The organism is Bradyrhizobium sp. BLXBL-01 (assembly GCF_051853025.1).
Classification (GTDB): Bacteria; Pseudomonadota; Alphaproteobacteria; order Rhizobiales; family Xanthobacteraceae; genus Bradyrhizobium.
Genome location: NZ_CP182471.1, coordinates 1,434,116 through 1,451,375, shown reverse-complemented (window position 1 = coordinate 1,451,375; position 17,260 = coordinate 1,434,116). Strand labels below are relative to the sequence as shown.

General features: G+C 64.8%; 15 protein-coding genes. 2 read left to right on the top strand and 13 right to left on the bottom strand.

What is annotated here, in order from left to right; genetic code table 11:
- Window positions 1–54 precede the first annotated feature (54 nt).
- From ftsH to tolQ, 10 genes are all read right to left on the bottom strand, one after another.
- On the bottom strand, window positions 55–1,977 hold the full coding sequence (ftsH, locus tag ACNJYA_RS06815; protein WP_035998585.1) for an ATP-dependent zinc metalloprotease FtsH: 1,923 nt from the start codon (window positions 1,975–1,977) through the stop codon (window positions 55–57).
- A gap of 279 nt (window positions 1,978–2,256) precedes the next feature.
- Window positions 2,257–3,312: a tRNA lysidine(34) synthetase TilS gene (gene tilS / locus ACNJYA_RS06810; protein ID WP_439402273.1), complete on the bottom strand. Its 1,056-nt coding sequence runs from the start codon at window positions 3,310–3,312 to the stop codon at window positions 2,257–2,259.
- Between the two features lie 64 nt (window positions 3,313–3,376).
- Window positions 3,377–4,456 (bottom strand): tol-pal system protein YbgF, encoded by a 1,080-nt coding sequence (ybgF, locus tag ACNJYA_RS06805; protein WP_439402272.1) that lies wholly within the window; start codon window positions 4,454–4,456, stop codon window positions 3,377–3,379.
- 207 nt (window positions 4,457–4,663) lie between these two features.
- On the bottom strand, window positions 4,664–5,152 hold the full coding sequence (pal, locus tag ACNJYA_RS06800) for a peptidoglycan-associated lipoprotein Pal (RefSeq protein ID WP_018641585.1): 489 nt from the start codon (window positions 5,150–5,152) through the stop codon (window positions 4,664–4,666).
- 256 nt (window positions 5,153–5,408) lie between these two features.
- Window positions 5,409–6,140, bottom strand: a complete 732-nt coding sequence (locus tag ACNJYA_RS06795; protein WP_172784778.1) for an N-acyl amino acid synthase FeeM domain-containing protein — start codon at window positions 6,138–6,140, stop codon at window positions 5,409–5,411.
- Window positions 6,141–6,291: 151 nt separating this feature from the next.
- Window positions 6,292–8,622: a putative bifunctional diguanylate cyclase/phosphodiesterase gene (locus tag ACNJYA_RS06790; protein WP_212254257.1), complete on the bottom strand. Its 2,331-nt coding sequence runs from the start codon at window positions 8,620–8,622 to the stop codon at window positions 6,292–6,294.
- A gap of 253 nt (window positions 8,623–8,875) precedes the next feature.
- Complete coding sequence (gene tolB / locus ACNJYA_RS06785) at window positions 8,876–10,222, bottom strand: Tol-Pal system beta propeller repeat protein TolB (protein WP_172785222.1); 1,347 nt, start codon at window positions 10,220–10,222, stop codon at window positions 8,876–8,878.
- 41 nt (window positions 10,223–10,263) lie between these two features.
- The gene (locus tag ACNJYA_RS06780) at window positions 10,264–11,223 is read right to left on the bottom strand and encodes a protein TolA (RefSeq protein ID WP_172784780.1); all 960 of its coding nucleotides are present in this window, start codon (window positions 11,221–11,223) and stop codon (window positions 10,264–10,266) included.
- A gap of 4 nt (window positions 11,224–11,227) precedes the next feature.
- The gene (gene tolR / locus ACNJYA_RS06775; protein ID WP_172784781.1) at window positions 11,228–11,680 is read right to left on the bottom strand and encodes a protein TolR; all 453 of its coding nucleotides are present in this window, start codon (window positions 11,678–11,680) and stop codon (window positions 11,228–11,230) included.
- Window positions 11,681–11,723: 43 nt separating this feature from the next.
- Window positions 11,724–12,440 carry a protein TolQ gene (gene tolQ, locus ACNJYA_RS06770; protein WP_212254256.1) on the bottom strand — a complete coding sequence of 239 codons (717 nt, stop codon included), beginning with the start codon at window positions 12,438–12,440 and terminating at the stop codon, window positions 11,724–11,726.
- A gap of 412 nt (window positions 12,441–12,852) precedes the next feature.
- Between tolQ and ACNJYA_RS06765 the strand changes: the two genes are divergently transcribed.
- Window positions 12,853–13,368, top strand: coding sequence for a DUF2231 domain-containing protein (locus ACNJYA_RS06765; RefSeq protein WP_439365735.1), 516 nt, complete (start codon window positions 12,853–12,855; stop codon window positions 13,366–13,368).
- A 10-nt stretch (window positions 13,369–13,378) separates the two neighbouring features.
- Here the strand turns inward: ACNJYA_RS06765 and ACNJYA_RS06760 are convergent, their stop codons facing one another.
- A complete protein-coding gene (locus ACNJYA_RS06760; protein ID WP_439402271.1) occupies window positions 13,379–14,146 on the bottom strand; it encodes a serine O-acetyltransferase in 768 nt (255 codons plus the stop codon).
- A gap of 311 nt (window positions 14,147–14,457) precedes the next feature.
- On the opposite strand from ACNJYA_RS06760, the gene ACNJYA_RS06755 reads away from it, so the two are divergent.
- The gene (locus tag ACNJYA_RS06755) at window positions 14,458–15,621 is read left to right on the top strand and encodes an acyl-CoA desaturase (RefSeq protein ID WP_439402270.1); all 1,164 of its coding nucleotides are present in this window, start codon (window positions 14,458–14,460) and stop codon (window positions 15,619–15,621) included.
- Between the two features lie 160 nt (window positions 15,622–15,781).
- On the opposite strand, the gene ACNJYA_RS06750 is transcribed toward ACNJYA_RS06755, so the two are convergent.
- Together ACNJYA_RS06750 and ACNJYA_RS06745 are read right to left on the bottom strand one after the other, a co-directional pair.
- Window positions 15,782–16,273 carry a DUF2852 domain-containing protein gene (locus ACNJYA_RS06750; protein ID WP_172784786.1) on the bottom strand — a complete coding sequence of 164 codons (492 nt, stop codon included), beginning with the start codon at window positions 16,271–16,273 and terminating at the stop codon, window positions 15,782–15,784.
- Window positions 16,274–16,394: 121 nt separating this feature from the next.
- A complete protein-coding gene (locus tag ACNJYA_RS06745) occupies window positions 16,395–17,135 on the bottom strand; it encodes a TetR/AcrR family transcriptional regulator (RefSeq protein ID WP_172784787.1) in 741 nt (246 codons plus the stop codon).
- Window positions 17,136–17,260 lie beyond the last annotated feature (125 nt).

Sequence of the window (17,260 nt, the reverse complement as noted above, 5' to 3'; positions counted from 1 at the left end):
ACAAAAAAACGCGGCGTTGCCGCCGCGTTTTTCAATCTCAGTTGCCGCCTGGGTTTACGCCTGCGGCTGCGGCTCGAGGCCGGGATCCGGATCGGGACGCGGGCGCGGCTTGCCGGCCGGGGGCACGGCGGAGGCGCGCGGGGTGGTCGGCTCGAGCACGGACTCGCGGTTCGGCTTCTTGCCCTTGAGCAGGTCGACGATCTCATCGCCGGTCAGCGTCTCGAACTCGAGCAGGCCCTTGGCCAGCGTCTCGAGATCGGCGCGCTTCTCGGTGAGGATGCGGGTCGCTTCCTTATAGCCTTCCTCGACCAGGCGCTTGATCTCGGAATCGATCTTCTGAACGGTGGCTTCGGAGGCGTTCTGCGTGCGCGACACCGACATGCCGAGGAAGACCTCGTCCTGATTCTCGCCATAGGAGACGGTGCCGAGCTCTTCCGACAGGCCCCAGCGCGTCACCATCATGCGGGCGAGGCGCGTGGCCTGCTCGATGTCGGAGGCCGCGCCCGAGGTCACCTTCTCGCGGCCGAAGATCAACTCTTCGGCGACGCGGCCGCCCATCATGATGGCGAGGCGCGAGGTCATCTGCTCCAGCGACATCGACAGCTTGTCGCGCTCGGGCAGCTGCATGACCATGCCGAGGGCACGGCCGCGCGGGATGATCGTCGCCTTGTGGATCGGATCGGTCGCGGGCACGTTGAGGCCGACGATGGCGTGGCCGCCCTCGTGATAGGCCGTCAGCAGCTTCTCTTCCTCGGTCATGACGAGCGACTTGCGCTCGGCGCCCATCATCACCTTGTCCTTGGCCTCCTCGAACTCGGCCTGTGTCACCATCCGCTTGTTGCGGCGGGCGGCGGTCAAAGCGGCCTCGTTGACGAGGTTCATCAGGTCGGCGCCGGAGAAGCCCGGGGTGCCGCGCGCGATGGTCTTGAGATTGATATCGGGCGCCAGCGGAACTTTACGAACATGCACCTTCAGGATCTGCTCGCGGCCGACGACGTCGGGGTTCGGCACCACGACCTGACGGTCGAAGCGGCCCGGACGCAGCAGCGCGGGATCGAGCACGTCGGGACGGTTGGTCGCGGCGATCAGGATCACGCCCTCGTTGGCCTCGAAGCCGTCCATCTCGACCAGCAGCTGGTTCAGCGTCTGCTCGCGCTCGTCATTGCCGCCGCCCAGGCCGGCGCCACGGTGACGACCGACGGCGTCGATTTCGTCGATGAAGATGATGCAGGGCGCGTTCTTCTTGGCCTGTTCGAACATGTCGCGGACGCGGCTGGCGCCGACGCCGACGAACATCTCGACGAAGTCAGAACCGGAGATGGTGAAGAACGGCACGTTGGCTTCGCCCGCGACCGCACGCGCGATCAGGGTCTTACCGGTGCCGGGAGGGCCGACCAGCAGCACGCCGCGCGGAATGCGGCCGCCGAGGCGCTGGAATTTGCCGGGGTCGCGCAGGAATTCGACGATCTCCTGCAGGTCCTGCTTGGCCTCATCCACGCCGGCGACGTCCTCGAAGGTGACGCGGCCATGGGCCTCCGTCAGCATCTTCGCTCGCGACTTGCCGAAGCCCATCGCCTTGCCGGCGCCGCCCTGCATCTGCCGCGACAGGAAGATCCAGACGCCGATCAGCGCGATGAAGGGCAGCCAGGAGACCAGCAGCGAGACGAACCACGGCACGTTGTCGCCGGGCGGCTTCGCGGTGATCTGCACCTTGCTGTCATAGAGGCGCTTCACCAGCGTCGGGTCGTTCGGCGCGTAGGTCTGGAAGCTGGAACCGTTGGTGAAGGTGCCGTGAATATCCGGCCCCTGGATCACGACGTCGCGCACATTGCCGCGGTCAACCTCGCTCAGCAGCTGCGAGAAGGCGATGTCCTGCGAGGAAGCCCGCTGACCCGGATTCTGGAAGAGCGTGAACAACGCCAACAGCAGCAAAACAATGATGACCCAGAGGGCGAAATTGCGCAGATTGGCGTTCATCGATCTTCCTTCGTGGTCGCGCGGATCGCGGCCCTGATCCTTGGGTCGTTACTTCCGTCAATGCGAGGAAATCCCAAGGAATCCTCATCGTTGGACGCATACAATTTAGGTGCCGCCCCGGTCGCTGCCAAGGGAACGAGATGGGACTATTTATCCCATCTTACCGCGATTCCCGCTGAAATAATGGCGCCCAAACCGGGGTTTTTCCTGCCTGGTTAAGGCGGCCTGACGGGCACGGACGCGAATTGACCGGTGTCATAATCCGCTTCTCTGTCGCGCTCATTTGCCCTTGCGCCGCCGGGCCGGCGCCGGCGCGATCTGGATACGCCCGCCGGCAAGGCTGATCAAGGCTCCCGCAAGGGTTTGCTTCAGGACCGGCCGGCCATTTGCGGCTGCACGGGGGCTGGCGGCCGCCCGATCAAGCACGGACATCAGGGTTTCGACCTTGCCGAGTTCCGCCGGCCCTTCATGACCGAGCGCGTTGATGGCCCGCAGCAGCAGCCGCAGCCGCACCTCCTCCGGCAAGGCGGCAAAAGCCGAGGCCTCGAAGCTTCGGACGCCCACCTGCGGCGCATCGCCGCGATCCCGCACGCGGAGGAAGCGCTCGGCGCCGTCGGCGAGCACCTCGATCGCCGCGTTGGCCCGCGCCAGCCTTGCCGCGAGCCGCGCCAGATTTCTGGCATCGCCGCCCTCGGCTGCGAGAAGCGGCAGCAGCGCGCGCAGCCGCGGCCGGGTGAAGGCGGCGTCCCGGTTGGTGGGGTCCTCGGCAAAGCCGATCCTCGCCCGCCGCAAGGTCGCGATCAGCTGCGATTTGGGGACATCGAGCAACGGACGCGCCAGCACGATTCCCTCGCGCGCGGTGAAAGGAGCCATGGCCGAGAGCCCGGCAAGTCCGCTGCCGCGGAACAGGCGCATCAACAGGGTCTCGGCCTGATCGTCACGGGTGTGGGCCGTCAGGACATGGCTCGCGCCGGCGGCACGCGCGGCCTTTGCAAGCAGACGGTAGCGGGCCTCGCGCGCAGCGGCAGGCAACCCCGTCTTCGGCTTTTCACCGTGCCAGCGCAGAGTCCGGTGCGGCAATCCGAGCGCGGCGGCGAGCCGCTTGACCTCGCGCGCCTCGCGGGCGGCTTCCGGGCGCAGGCCGTGATCAATCGTCACGACCGTGATTTGCGGGGCTCGCGCGAGGCTGCGCTGCCAGCGGGCCGCAAGCCACATCAGCGCAACCGAATCGGGCCCGCCGGAGACCGCGAGCACCAGCGCCGGCGCATCTTTCAGGCCCGCGAAGAGCCGCCTCGCCTCGCGCGCCGAGATCGGTGAATTGTCGTCGTCTGACATGACGCTGCAATCGTCCGCGGATGGACCGAGTGTTTAGCGCAACGCCATCGGTTTTGTCAGCGGATCAGCACTTCACCCGCTTCTGCTCGCGATCGACGGTGGCTTTGACGCTCGCCGAGGCGCGCGGATATTTGCGGCCGATCTCGCCGAAGGCGGCGCAGGCGGCCTCCTTCTCCTTCAGCGCGGCGAGCGACTGGCCGAGCCGCAGCAGCGCATCCGGCGCCTTGGCCGATTTCTCGTATTTGGTGGTGACGGCGAGGAAGGCTTCCGCGGAATCGCGATATTGCTGGCGCTGGAAATAGCTCTCGCCGAGCCAATATTGCGCGTCACCAAGCAGCGGGTCACTCGGATATTTCTGCGTGAAGTTCTTCATGGTCTGCTCGGCCAGCGCGTAGTCCTTGCGCTGCATGTAGCCGATGCCGAGGTCGAACTCGTCGCGAGGCGTCGCCGAGGGCGGCAGGGTGGCCAAGGCAGCGCCCCCGGCCGGTGCGGGATAACCCGATTGCGCCGGCGGATAGCCGGGCTGCGCGGCCGGCGGCACACCTTGCTGGTAGCGGGGGCTGGTGTTGGCGAGATCGAGCGGCTCGCCGGCATTGCGGCCGCCGCCGGGCGTGACCGCCGGCATCGGCTGCTGCCCGCCGCCGAGTGCGCGCGGCGCACCGGGCGCGTTCGGGTTCTGGTTGGGGTCGAAGGCATCGCCGCGGCGGCGCGTGCCGGGTCCGCCGGGCGCCGGCTGCTCCTGAACGATCGGCGCGGGCGCGGCGATCTGCGGCTGCTCGTAAGCAGGCTGAGCGGCCTGCTGTTGCGACGGCTGGCGGTAGCCGGGCGCGGCCTGACCTGGTGCAATCTGGCTCGGTGCGATCTGTGCGGGCGGCATCGCCGCGACGTTGGGTGCCTGCCCGGGCGCGGCTTGCGCGCCGCCCTCGAGCGCCCGCAGCCGCTCTTCGAGCTGGCGGTTGCGATATTGCAGCTCCTCGTTCTGGCCGGTGAGCTGGCGCAGCCGGTTCTCCAGCCGCTCGATCCGCATCTCCGGGTCGGCATCTTCCGACTGCCCGTAGCCCGATTGCGCAAGTGCGGGCGAGCACAAGGAGAGCAGCGCGGCGGTCGCCACGGTGCCGGTAAAGACCTTAAATCTGGATGACATCTTGCCCTGACGACGAAAGCGAAATGGCCTGCGACGGAACCCTCGACGCGCCACACATTGAAGTGGAGTACGCCAAAAATGTGACTGATACCAAGGGGTTTTCAGTCACAGAATGCTGAAACGAAACCGGCGCCCGAGAGGGCGCCGGCATCATCCAATTCCAAAGCTGAACGGCACCTGACTGACCGCCGGGGACCTGACTGATCGTCAGGAGCTCGCGTTCAAGACAGTGACCGCGCGGCGGTTCTGCGACCAGCAGGAGATGTCGTTACAGACGGCGACCGGCCGCTCCTTGCCGTAGGAGATCGTGCGCATGCGGTTCGGGTCGATGCCGCGCGAGGCGAGGAACGAACGCACCGACTGGGCACGCCGGGCGCCGAGCGCGATGTTGTATTCGCGGGTGCCGCGCTCGTCGGCATGACCTTCGATGGTGAAGGAGTAGCGCGGATAGGTCTGGAGCCACTGCGCCTGCTTCTCCAGGGTCACGATCGCCTGCGGGGTCAGATCGGTCTGGTCGCTTTCGAAGAACACGCGGTCGCCGACATTGACGACGAAGTCCTGCTGGCTGCCCGGCGTCGCCGCATTGGCCATCGCATCCGTCGCGGCATTCTTGTTGGCGCAGGCGCCCATCGACAGCGCGACGGCGAGCACCGCGGCCAGCTTCAATCCCTGGAGGATACGCATAGGATGTTTCATTCCGGAGCCTCCACGCTCACGTTAGTCCACTGCTGTCCGGTCTACAGGGGGTTGGTTAAGCGAACGTTCCGTCAACCTTGACGGAACCTTGCCACAGCCGGTCAAATGCCCCCAACCAGCGAAAAGCAAACGCCATGGTTAATGGGTTGTAAATGTGGCGCGAGGGTGAAGGCAAGCCGGTCGATGATCAAAACACCGTTCCGCCAGGATCGACCCCGGCGGCCGAGCGGCTGAAGCCGCTCACGGACTGAAGAGTTCAGGCCGGCGCAGCCGCGCCGGCAACGAGAACCGGCCGCGATGGGGCGATCCGGGGGGTGCTACGTTCGAACAGCATCCGCCGCTCGAACGCACTGGATCGCATGATGGGAAAACGCGTGAGGATCTTTTCCCGGACTCTAGGATAGTCCGAAGCCATCAGGACGGCTTTCTTGGTCGGCCAGCCCGGAAACGAACGCGGCTCGGTGAGAGTCTCGGACAGGAACACGCGGCGGTAGAACGCCTGATGATCGGTGCGCACCATCGAGAGTCCGACATCGGCGTTGAAGTGCTCGCAGGCGACGAAGGGAAGCCGCACCGTCAGATAAGGCAGTTCGGGGAACCGTTGCTGCATTTCCGGATCAGCGACGAATCGACAGGGGTCGATGAAGACCTCGCCCCGGTCCAGGCGCGGATGCAGCACGTCACCGAACACCTCTGTCGTGTAGGACATCCGCCATTCGAATGTCAGAACGTGGATGCGGACGGCACTGCAGAGTTCGTTGTCGACGTAGACTCCGAAATTCCAGACGTTGGGCGCGTCGTCGAAACGGTCGGTCACCCGCTGGGATTCCGACGGCGGAATCAGCCCGGCGTGCAAATAGGCATGGTAACGCATCCGATGGAGGCGATCCTTGTCCTCTTCCGTTTCGATGAGCCGATAATCCACACGCTCAAACAGCGCGGCTCCGCGTGGAACAAGCGCCGTTTGCGGTTCGGCCCCGGACTTCATCGATAACCCCTACGCTGCAAGCAACTTCTGCGAGTGAGCACAAGTTAATAGTTCCTTAAAGAAATTGCAAAGCGTTAGAAACGTTAGGGTTAACCTTTTGCGCCCCGTAAAAACACCGACAAGAAGAGCCTTTGTGAAGTCGGAAGGGAGGTCAGGCGATCGATCGCGCCGAAGCCGCGAGGGACTGATCGTTGCCGCCGCGAACGCCGTAGGAGGCATTGAGCAGCTGACGAATGCGCACGGCAGGGACTGGCCGGCTGAACAGGTATCCCTGAGCTTCGGTCACTGTCCCGTCGGCGTTGATGAGCTCGAGTTGCTCGTTGGATTCAATTCCTTCCACCACCACCGACATACCGAGGTCGGCGGATAGCCGCGCCACCCCCCGCAGCAGCGTCAGCGGACGGTCCGAGTCGATGCCTTCCAGGAAGGAGCGGTCGATCTTCACCTTCTGCATGGGGAAGTTGTGCAAATAGCTGAGGCTGGAATAGCCGGTGCCGAAATCGTCCAGCGAGATGCGCACGCCGAGCGCGTGCAATTGCGACAGGATGTCGTGCGTCAGCTGGGTGTTGCGCAACAGCGAGGACTCGGTGATCTCGATCTCGAGCCGATGCGCCGGCAGGCCCGACACTTCGAGGGCATAGCGGATTTCACTCAGGACGTCGCGCTGGTGGAATTGCTGCGGCGAGAAGTTGACGGCGACGCTGACGCCTTCCGGCCACTTCATGCATTCCACGCAGGCGCGGCGCAGGATCCAGCGGCCGAGATCGACGATCAGGCCCATGTCCTCCGCGACCGGGATGATGTCGATCGGCGACACCGTGCCGCGCACCGGGTGATTCCAGCGCAGCAGCGCTTCGCAGGTGGTGATCTTGCCGGACTTCAGATTGACCAGCGGCTGATAGAACAGCTCGAACTCCTCGTTGGCGAGCGCCTTGCGCAGGTCGAGCTCGAGGATGCGGCGGGCCTCGACGGTCGCCGCCATCTCGTCGCGGAAGAAGCAGAAGGTGCCGCGACCGTCGGCCTTGGCACGGTACAGCGCCATGTCGGCATTCTTGAGCAGCGTGTCGGCGCTGGTGCCATCCGGCGAGGTCAGCGCGATGCCGACACTGGCGCCGATCTCGACCAGGTGATTGTCGATGCGATAGCGCTCGCTCAGCCGCTCTACGATGCGGCGGGCGAGCGCCGCCGCGTCCTCCGGCGAAGCGAGGTTCTGCTGGAACACGACGAACTCGTCGCCGCCGAAGCGGGCGACGAAATCTTCGGGCCGCAGCATCTCGCGCAGGCGGTTGGCCACCGCACACAGGAGCTGGTCGCCGCAGGGATGGCCGAGCGTGTCGTTGACCTGCTTGAACTGGTCCAGATCTATGAACAGCAGTGCGGAGAGCCGCTCGGCATGATGCGTGCTCGCCAGCAGTCGCTCGATCTCGTCGCGGAAGCTGACGCGGTTCGGCAGCGCCGTGAGATCGTCGAAGCGGGCCAGATGGCTGATCCTGGCCTCCGCCGTGCGCCGCTCCGTAATGTCCTCGAGCAGCACCACCGCACCGCCGTCAGCCATCGGCTGGACGGTCCATGACAGCGAACGGTTCCTTTGTGAATCGGGGTCGGCGGTGATGATCTCTTTCGCATGCGCGTTTTCGATATCGGCAATGATCGCAGCGCCGCTCGCGGCCGAAATCGATCCCCCCTCGACACATGCGGCGACGATGTCGCGCGCTGTCATGCTGCTCTGGGTGAGATTGCCGGGCAGTTTCATCATGGCGGCAAAGCGGTGGTTCATCACCGCGAGCTGGCCGTCGATGCGAAACATGCAGAGCCCGTGCGGCATGTTGTTGAGCGCCGTGTCGAACTGGCCGGCGAGCGCAGCCTCGCGTTCGCGTGCGACAACCGCGCGCAAGAATATCTTGTGCAGATTGCCGGACAGCCGCATGACCGAAAGGAGGAACGCGGCGCAGACGACGGACATCGCGACGTAATAGGGCGTGCGGTGCAGCGCCAGCGCGATCACGGCCGGTCCGAAGATCAGAGTGGCTTGCAGACGAAATATCCACTGCCGTCCATAAGCTCTCCCGGCCCCTCCCGCCACGATTCCGGTGGTGACCGAGAGCGCAATCATGTGGGCGACGGCATCTTCATTGCTCAACAGCGTCGTGGAACACCAGAGACCGATGACGGCCGCCTGAATGAGCGCTCCAATCTGGTAGCGCTTCTGCCAACGCGCCGCTTGTTCGGCGCTCAGAACCGATTTTTGGGCCTGGTATCGACTGAGATCGAAAGCGCGTATAGCTCCCGCAAGAATGAGAAGCGGAACAAAGCCCCAGAGCAGCACCTGTCCGGTCTTGAGCGCCGTCAGCGAGGCCGAGAACGCCGAGAACACAATGCCGGTAAGCACCGTGCCGGGAGCTTCGAACAGCGAATCGGTCAGCGCCGCCGAGATCGTCGGCGAGGCCTGGTCCGGCTCTCTGCTCTGGCTTGCGAACTGCATTGGTGTTTGTACGCGCGTCCTGTTTGCCGCGTACTTTTACCCACTTCAGGTGAAGCCTTTCTGAGGGAACATCGTTAAAGTCGAGTTGTTTTCGGCAACGACGAAATGGCTTTCGCCTGATATATCAGGCAGGTAGGAAACTCTCGCCGGGGCCCAAGGTGAAGGAAGTGTTGCCCTTCGTAGAGAACGCGGAAAAATCGGCGCGTTTTTTCGAAAACATCGCGCGTCTGAACGCGCGATGTTTCAGATGTCGTCAGCCCGAGGTCGAGGACAAGAGCGGCGACCATGCCGGGTCCGAGGCGAAGCCCGGCGTCGGCACCTTCAATTCGTTGCGGCCGGAGATGTCGACCGAGTACAGCGACGGCCCGCCGTTGCCGCCGGGATCGCGGAAGAACATCAGCACGCGGCCGTTCGGCGAGAAGGTCGGGCCTTCATTGTGGAAGCCGGAGGTGAGCAGCCGCTCGCCCGAGCCGTCGGGCTTCATGACGCCGATCGCGAACTGACCGCCGCCCTGCCGGGTGAAGGCGATGTAATCGCCCTTCGGCGACCACACCGGGGTGGAGTAGCTGGCGTTGGTGTCGTCCTTGGAGAAGGAGATGCGCTGCGCCTGTCCGCCACCCGCACTCATCACGTAGATCTGCGACCTGCCGCCACGATCGGACTCGAAGCAGATCCGGCTGCCATCGGGCGAATAGGACGGCGAGGTGTCGATCGCCGGCGTGTCGGTGAGACGCGTGGTCGAGCGCGAGCGCAGATCCATCACGAACAGGTTGGAATTGCCGCCCTGCTGCAGGCTCATGATGACGCGCTGGCCGTCCGGCGAGAAGCGCGGCGCAAAGGTCATGCCGGGGAAATTGCCGACGATCTCGCGCTGGCCGGTCTCGATGTTGTAGAGATAGACCTTCGGATCACCCTGGCCGAACTCCATGTAGGTGATCTCTTGCGAGTTCGGCGAGAAGCGCGGCGTCAGCACGAGGTCGGAGCCGCGGGTCAGATAGCGCACATTGGCGCCGTCCTGGTCCATGATCGCGAGCCGCTTGACGCGGCGCTCCTTCGGCCCGGTCTCGTCCACGAACACGACGCGGCTGTCGAAATAGCCCTTCTCGCCGGTCATGCGCTCGTAGATCTGGTCGGAGATGATGTGCGCGATGCGGCGCCAATATTCCGGCGAGGTGAAATATTGCTGGCCGGCGAGCTGCTGGCCGGAGATGACGTCCCACAGACGGAATTCGGCCTTGAGACGGCCGTCCGGCTGCCGCGTCATGCGGCCGGTGACGAGCGCCTGCGCGTTGAGGGTCTTCCAGTTCTGGAATTGCGGCGCGACGTCCATGTTGCTGATGCGCTCGATGAAGGCGGCCTGGTCGATCGGCGCGAACAGGCCCGAGCGCTTCAGATTGTTGGTGATGACCTGCGTGACGCCGTTGCCGACGTCGCCGTCGGACGGCGAGCCCGGCAGGAAGCTGGTGATCGCGATCGGGATCGGCTGGAATGCCGTGGGATCGATGCGCAGGCGCCCCTCCTGCCCTTGAGCGAAGGCGCGTCCGCTCCCGAGCATCGCGAGCGTCGATCCGGTCAGGGTCATGAAGCGGCGGCGGTTCATCGAGCTCACGTCATTCATCGCAAAATTCTTTTGTTCGGATGTCACAACATATCTTTCAGGCCGAAAGTCATCGGAATGAGCTTCCAGCTCTCGTACTGCTGCTTCGGCATGAAGGAATAGACCTGGCACTGCACGATGGCACGCTTGGCGCTCTCCGCCACCGCCTGTGCGATCGACCGCGACGGTCCACGCACTGCGACGACGATCGGCTCGGAGGCGAGCGATCCGTCGATCTTCATGGGAATGTCGATGTCAGCCTCGTACTGATCGGCATCCTGCCCGTTATAGGTGGGGGTGAAGCAGCGCTTGACGGCGCCCTGGAATGCACCGCGCCAGGTCGCGACATTGTTGGCGGCCGTCCCGGTCGCCGCCCCCAGCGATGCCGACGCGTTCAGCGTCGACCCGGCGAGCTCGTGCCGGGTCGCGGCGCGCTTGTCGAGGTCGCGCTGGATCTGCGCGGGATCGAAGGTGCGCTCCTTGGGCTTGGGCTGCTGCTGCGGCTGCACCGCGGCGACCTTCTGCTCCACGGGCTTCGGCGGCGGCTTCTTGGTCTCCATCTTCTTCTGCAGCTCGGCGATCGGATCTTCCTTGGCCGGATCAGGCTTCTTGTCCTGCGGCTTCGGCTCTTCCTTCGGCTTGGCTTCCGCCACCGGCTTGGGCGGCTCCGGCTTCTTCTCGACCGGCTTCTCGACGGGCTTCGGCGGCGGCTCCGGCTGCGAGTTGGTCTTGATCAGCTCTTTTTTCTCGGTGACCTTGCCGACGGCGTCTTCCTCGGGCTTCGGTTCGGCGATCTTCTCGACCTTGGGCTTCGGCTCTTCCTTCTTGCCGGTCTTCTGCCCCGCCATCATCTTGGCGAGCTGATCGGTGGAGATGATGTCGACCGGAAGCGACTCCTCCGGAGCGATGTAGGCCTTGCTGCTGAAGGTGACGAGCCCCCATCCCAGCACGAGGACATGCAGGGCAATCGACGCAACGAGTGTCTTGTCGACGTTCACCTTCACGGCCTCAAGACCCCTGATCCGCTTCCGTGACGAGCGCCAGCTTCTTGAATCCGGCGCCCGAGAGCTGGCCCATCACCTTGGCGACGGTGCCGTAATCCGCCTTCTTGTCGGCGCGCAGATAGATGCGCTCCTCGAGGCCGCCGCGCGCATCGGTGATCGCCTTCAGCTTCGGGATCAGCTCGTTCAGCGCAATCTCGGTATCGTTGATGAACACCTTGCCCTTGATGTCGACCGACATCTGGATCGGCTTCTGGTCGTTGTTTTCGAGGCTCTTGGCATTGGTCTGGGGCAGGTCGAGCGGCACGCCGACCGTCAACATCGGCGCCGACACCATGAAGATGATGAGCAGCACCAGCATGACGTCGACCATCGGCGTGACGTTGATCTCGGCCACGACCGGCTTGCGCCGGCCGCGGCGCCCGCCGCCGCCGGACGAACTCGCAACGTTCATGGCCATGATCGCGTGCCCAAATTGCCCTTCACACTATACATGCCGTCGTTCAGCCCCGCTCGTCGATCTGACGGGACAAGATGGCTGAAAATTCATCAGCAAAGCCCTCGAGCCGCTGGGCCTGCCGGTTCACCTCGGAGGTGAACTTATTGTAGAAAATAGTGGCAGGAATGGCGGCGATGAGGCCGACGGCGGTCGCAAACAGCGCCTCGGCGATGCCGGGGGCGACCACCGCCAGAGAGGTATTTTTCGACGCCGCGATCGACTGGAAGCTCGACATGATGCCCCAGACCGTGCCGAACAGGCCGACGAAGGGGCCGGCGGAGCCGACGGTCGCGAGCACCAAGAGGCGCCGTTCCAGCCGCTCCACCTCGCGCGCGATCGAGACGTTCATCACCTTGTCGATGCGCATCTGAAGCCCTGCGACCGAGCGGGCATGGCTCTCGAACGAGCGCTTCCACTCGCGCATCGCCGCCACGAAGCAGGCCGCCATGGAATGCGTCGGCTTGGCCGACAGCGTGCGATAGAGCTCCTCGATCGACTCGCCGGACCAGAACGCCTGCTCGAAACGGTCCATCGAGCGGCGGGTGCGCGCGTAAAGAAAGATCTTGTCGATGGCGATCGCCCAGACCCAGACCGAGCAGGCCAGAAGCCCCAGCATCACCGCCTTCACGATCCAGTGAGCCTGCCAGAACAGCGCAATCAGCGACACGTCGGCGGCGGCAGCAACCGGAAGGGCTGACTGAGCCAATTCGGCCGGATTCATAAGCAGTATCCTCTCAAGGCGATCGTTACCTAATGTCCTTCGGCCAGCAAATCTCGGCCGGTGTTCCCCAACAGCCGCGCTGGACCCGCGCGGCGGGCAAGCCCGCTCAAAGCCTTGTCTTTCTGGGGTGCAGGGCTAGTCCAAAGCCGGCCGCCTGCATTCCCCGCCAAGATGTCAAAACTAAGGGGCCTTGACCCCAGGCAGGCACGCCTGTCCGGCCTTACCAGAGCCCGCCGATGGTTAATGCGGGGTTACCGGCGGCGCATTTGGCTGCGGGAAAGGCAGTTCGCACAGGGGGATGAAGGACGCTGCGTCGCGCCCGGAGCACGGGTTCCGCGTCCATGGTACGGCCGGAGGAACCAGCTTTCGCCCCAAAAATTGTCCGGAAAATCACTTTCAGCGAGGTCTTGCCATGTCCATCAACCCCAAGACGACTGCCGCCATCGGCGATCACCCGCTCCACCCCATGCTGATCCCGTTCCCGGTCGCGTTCCTGGTCGGCGCGCCCATCGCCGATCTGGCGTTCATCGGAACCGGTGACAGTTTCTGGGCGCGCGCCGCGATGTGGCTGATCGGCGCCGGCATCGTCATGGCGCTGGTTGCCGCCGCAGCCGGCTTCACCGACTTCTTCAGCGAGCCCCGCATCCGCCGCCTGAACGATGCCTGGTATCACATGGTCGGCAATCTCGCCGCGGTCGTGCTGGCCCTGGTCAATTTCTATCTCCGCTACGCCCAAGGCGCGGAGGCGGCGATCAAGCCGTGGGGCGTCGTGCTGTCGCTGGTCGTAGTCGGCATCCTCCTGTTCACCGGATGGAAGGGCTGGGAGATGGTCTACCGCCACCACGTCGCGGTGCTGGATGCGCCGGGCCAGACCAGCTCGGAGCCGGTCAACCCGCATCACGGCGGCGAACATCGCCGCGCCGCGTAAGCGAGGGCCCTCAGGCGGCCGATGCTGCCTCGGGGCAGTTGGTCAGCCGCGCGGGATTGCCGACCGCCGTGCAGCCAGCGGGGATGTCGCGCGTCACGACGGTGCCGGCGCCGATCTTGGCAAAATCGCCAATAGCGATGTCGCCGAGAATGGTCGCGCCCGATCCGATGAAGACGCCGCGGCCGACCCGCGGCGAGCGTGTCGGCAGCTCGCTGCGACGGCCGATGCTGACGTTCTGCAGGATGGTGACCTCGTCGCCGATGACGACGTTGGCGCCGATCACGATGCCCGTGGCGTGGTCGAGATAGACCGCCGATCCGATGCTGGCGGCCGGATGAATGCTCACCTGCAAGACATTCGACGCCTCGTTCTGAAACAGCAGCGCCGCATCGATTTGGCCACGATGCCACAGCCAGTGCGAGACGCGCCAGGCTTGCAGCGCGACGTAGCCCTTGTAGTGCAGCAAGGGCGGCAGCAGCTCGGCGATGGCGGGATCGCGAGATGCGATGGCCTGCAAGTCGCGGCTGGCGGTCTCGATCAGGTCCGGCTCGCCGTGAAAGGCGTCGCGGGCAAAGGATGCGAAGCGCGCGCGTTCGGCGGCATTGCTGCCGAGGCGCTGGCCGATCAGATCGGATAAGGCTGCGGCAAAATTATCATGAGCGAGAATGGCGCCGGCGAGCGCCTTGCCGAACACGGGATCGGCAGCGGCCGTGCGCTGCGCCTCGCTGCGAAGTCTCCGCCAGAGGCTGTCGCTCGCCATGATCGCAGCTTCCGCCATTGCCGCCTCCGGTATTCTTGCGCGTCCTACTCAGGTGCCGAATATAGGACGTGGCTGGCCCCCGCGCCACGGCGCACGCGTGGCCCCCAAACAGCATGCCGCAGCTCCCCGTGAGGCTACGAGCTTGCATGCCAGGCACCCGCGACCATATAGTTCGCTTGCTATTCGGCCGGCGCTGCGTTGGCCGGGGATGTACACGCAGAGCATCTCAAGCCCCCGCGGTGGTCCGCCATCCGCGGGTTTTTCGCACCCGACGTCCTGCGCGGCCGATGCGAATACCCGATCCCCCTCACCCAAGGTCACGCCAAGACATGTCGCCCAACGCGCTCGCCGACGACCACCATGACGACGTCATGTACCCCTCCGCCATACCGTTCGTGCTGGTCCATCTCGGCTGCTTCGCGGCCATCTGGTCGGGCGTCACCTGGCAGGCCGTCGCGATCTGCGGTTCGTTGTACGTCGTGCGCATGTTCGCAATCGGGGCAGGTTACCACCGCTATTTCTCTCATCGGGCCTTTGCGACAGGGCGCGCGTTTCAATTCATCCTGGCCTGTCTCGCGCAGAGCAGCGCACAGAAGAGCGTTCTGTGGTGGGCGGCCAAGCATCGGCACCATCATCTCCATTCCGATACCGAATTGGACGTGCACTCACCGCGCCAACGCGGCTTCCTGTACAGCCATGTCGGCTGGATTTTTTACCGGCAGCACGACGCGACCGACCTCGTGAAGGTCGGCGATCTCACGGTCTATCCGGAGCTGATGTGGCTGCATCGGCTGGAGCTTCTGCCGGCCGTCGTGCTTGCAGCGCTCTGCTTCCTGGTTGCGGGCTGGTCAGGTCTGATCGTCGGCTTCCTCTGGAGCACGGTGCTGGTCTATCACGCGACCTTCTGCATCAACTCGCTGGCCCATGTCCATGGACGCAAGCGCTACGTGACAGGCGACGATTCCCGCAACAACTGGCTGCTGGCCTTACTCACCCTGGGAGAGGGCTGGCATAACAATCACCACGCCTACCAGAGCAGCGTGCGACAAGGCTTTCGCTGGTGGGAGGTCGACGTGACCTATTACATCCTGAAGGTCCTGTCCTGGTTCGGCATCGTCTGGAACATGAAGGCGCCGCCCGAACTGGTGCTGCGCAACGAGCAGCAGCTCGGCGCACGGGTCATCAACAGGGCAGCCCGCCAGCTCGCCGGACAGTTCGACGCTCACGCGCTGGCGCACGCGATCTCGTCGGCGCTGCACAGGGCCGACATGGCCCAGCTGCAACTGCCGACGCTGCACGACATCTTTAATCGCGCCCACGAGAGCGTCGATGCGATGACGCATCTGCATCTGCCGAAGATCCCGACCCGCGACGAGTTTCTCGCCGAAGCCAGGGCGATGTTCGCGCGAACGCGATCGCTTAACGAGATTGTGGACCACGCCTACGAGCATTTCCTGACGTCGGTTCGCGCGCAGCTCGCCACCGCGCGCTGACCAGGGTGACCTGCAAGGCCATCTGAACGTCGCGGCTGCCCAGCCGCACTCCCCCCAAGAACCAAACCGCCCGCCTGCGGGTTGCGCAGGCGGGCGGCTCGGGGCCATCAGGACTTTGGGGGCATGCGCCTGAAGGCTTTGAGAGGTGGACTTCTTCGGATCAACCCTGCTGCTGGTCGGTCGGCGGCGGGGTCGGACGCGTCTTGTGCTGCGCCATGAACTGGTCGAACTCTTCCTTGTCCTTGGCGTGACGCAGGCGGGTCAGGAAATCCTTGAACTCGCGCTGCTCTTCCTCGAGGCGCTGCAGCGTCTCGGCGCGATATTCGTCGAAGGCGCGGTTGCCGGAGGACGGCGGGCCGAAGCCAAAGCCGAAGCCGCGGCGATCCATGCGGTCGCGCATGCGATCCATCTTGTACTGCATCTTTTCCATCTTGTTCTGCCAGCGATCCTGGTGGCTCCAGCACGACATTCTTCTGCTCCCGAGTGTGAAAAAGAGAAGGGCAAGTCCGATCGGCCACCAGATGATGAAGCCGAGAATGGTCACGGCGATCCAGCCGGGATGCCAGGGCGTATCGAGCATGCGGGGGCGCTCGTACTGTTGGTATTGGTCCGAAGGGCCGCGCCATCGATTGACATCAGCGGTGTAGGCCATTTCCCATCTCCATCACGGCAACTGCGCCGTTGTGAATGTAAATAACATTTACATAGCTAGACTATCCCGCGATTTTGTCAAGCTGGCCGCCAGACACGCCCGCGTGATTATTCGCGCAATCTTATTTCGGCTTGCCCCAGGGACCGCCGGGCGGGACGCCCGAACCGGAGGGAGCCTCCGGCGGCACCGGCGGCGGCGCGGCGCCCTTGCCCGCAGGACGGCGGTCGGTCGGGAAACCGAGGCCGCGCAGATAGATCAGCACTTCGGCCTCCAGCAGCTCGTCCGGCGACATCGGCAGCTTGCGGCGCGCGGCATCGCCCCGCGAGAACAGCGAGGCCACGCCATGCGCCATCGACCAGATGTGCAGCGCCATCATCATGGCCGGCGGTCGGGGCGTGCCGGGTGGCGTCAGCGCGGCGAGCCGCTCCGCTGCGGCTCGGATGATGTTGAAGGCGCGTTCGCTGGCCGCCTGAAGTGCGGCATTGGCATCGACCGGCACGCCAGATTCGAACATCGCGTTGTAGAAGGCCGGCTCCTCGCGGGCGAAGGCGAGATAGGCCTTGCCGACGCGCTCGAACGCGGTGACCGTATCGGGCCGCCCGTCGTCCCAGGCCGCGGACAGGCGCGCCTCGAACTGCTCGAAGCCGCGCTGCGCGATCGAGGACAACAGCTCCTCGCGGTCGCGGAAATGCCGATAGGGCGCCGCCGCACTGACGCCGGCCATGCGCGCCGCATCGGCGAAGGTGAAGCCGGCCGCCCCCTTCTCGGCGATCAGCCCGAGGGCCGCCTGCAACAGGGCTTCCTTCAGATTGCCGTGGTGATAGCCGCGCTCGGCGCGGCGCTGCTCCTTGCGCCAGCTCATGTGAACGACCTTTACATGAGCCGGGCGTGAAGGTCACTAGCGGCGATGGGGCGTGATTAACCCCGTAGTCTCCGCAGTCGTTCCGAACTGGCTCGAAGAGCCGCCCCGGAATGACGATCGCCGGA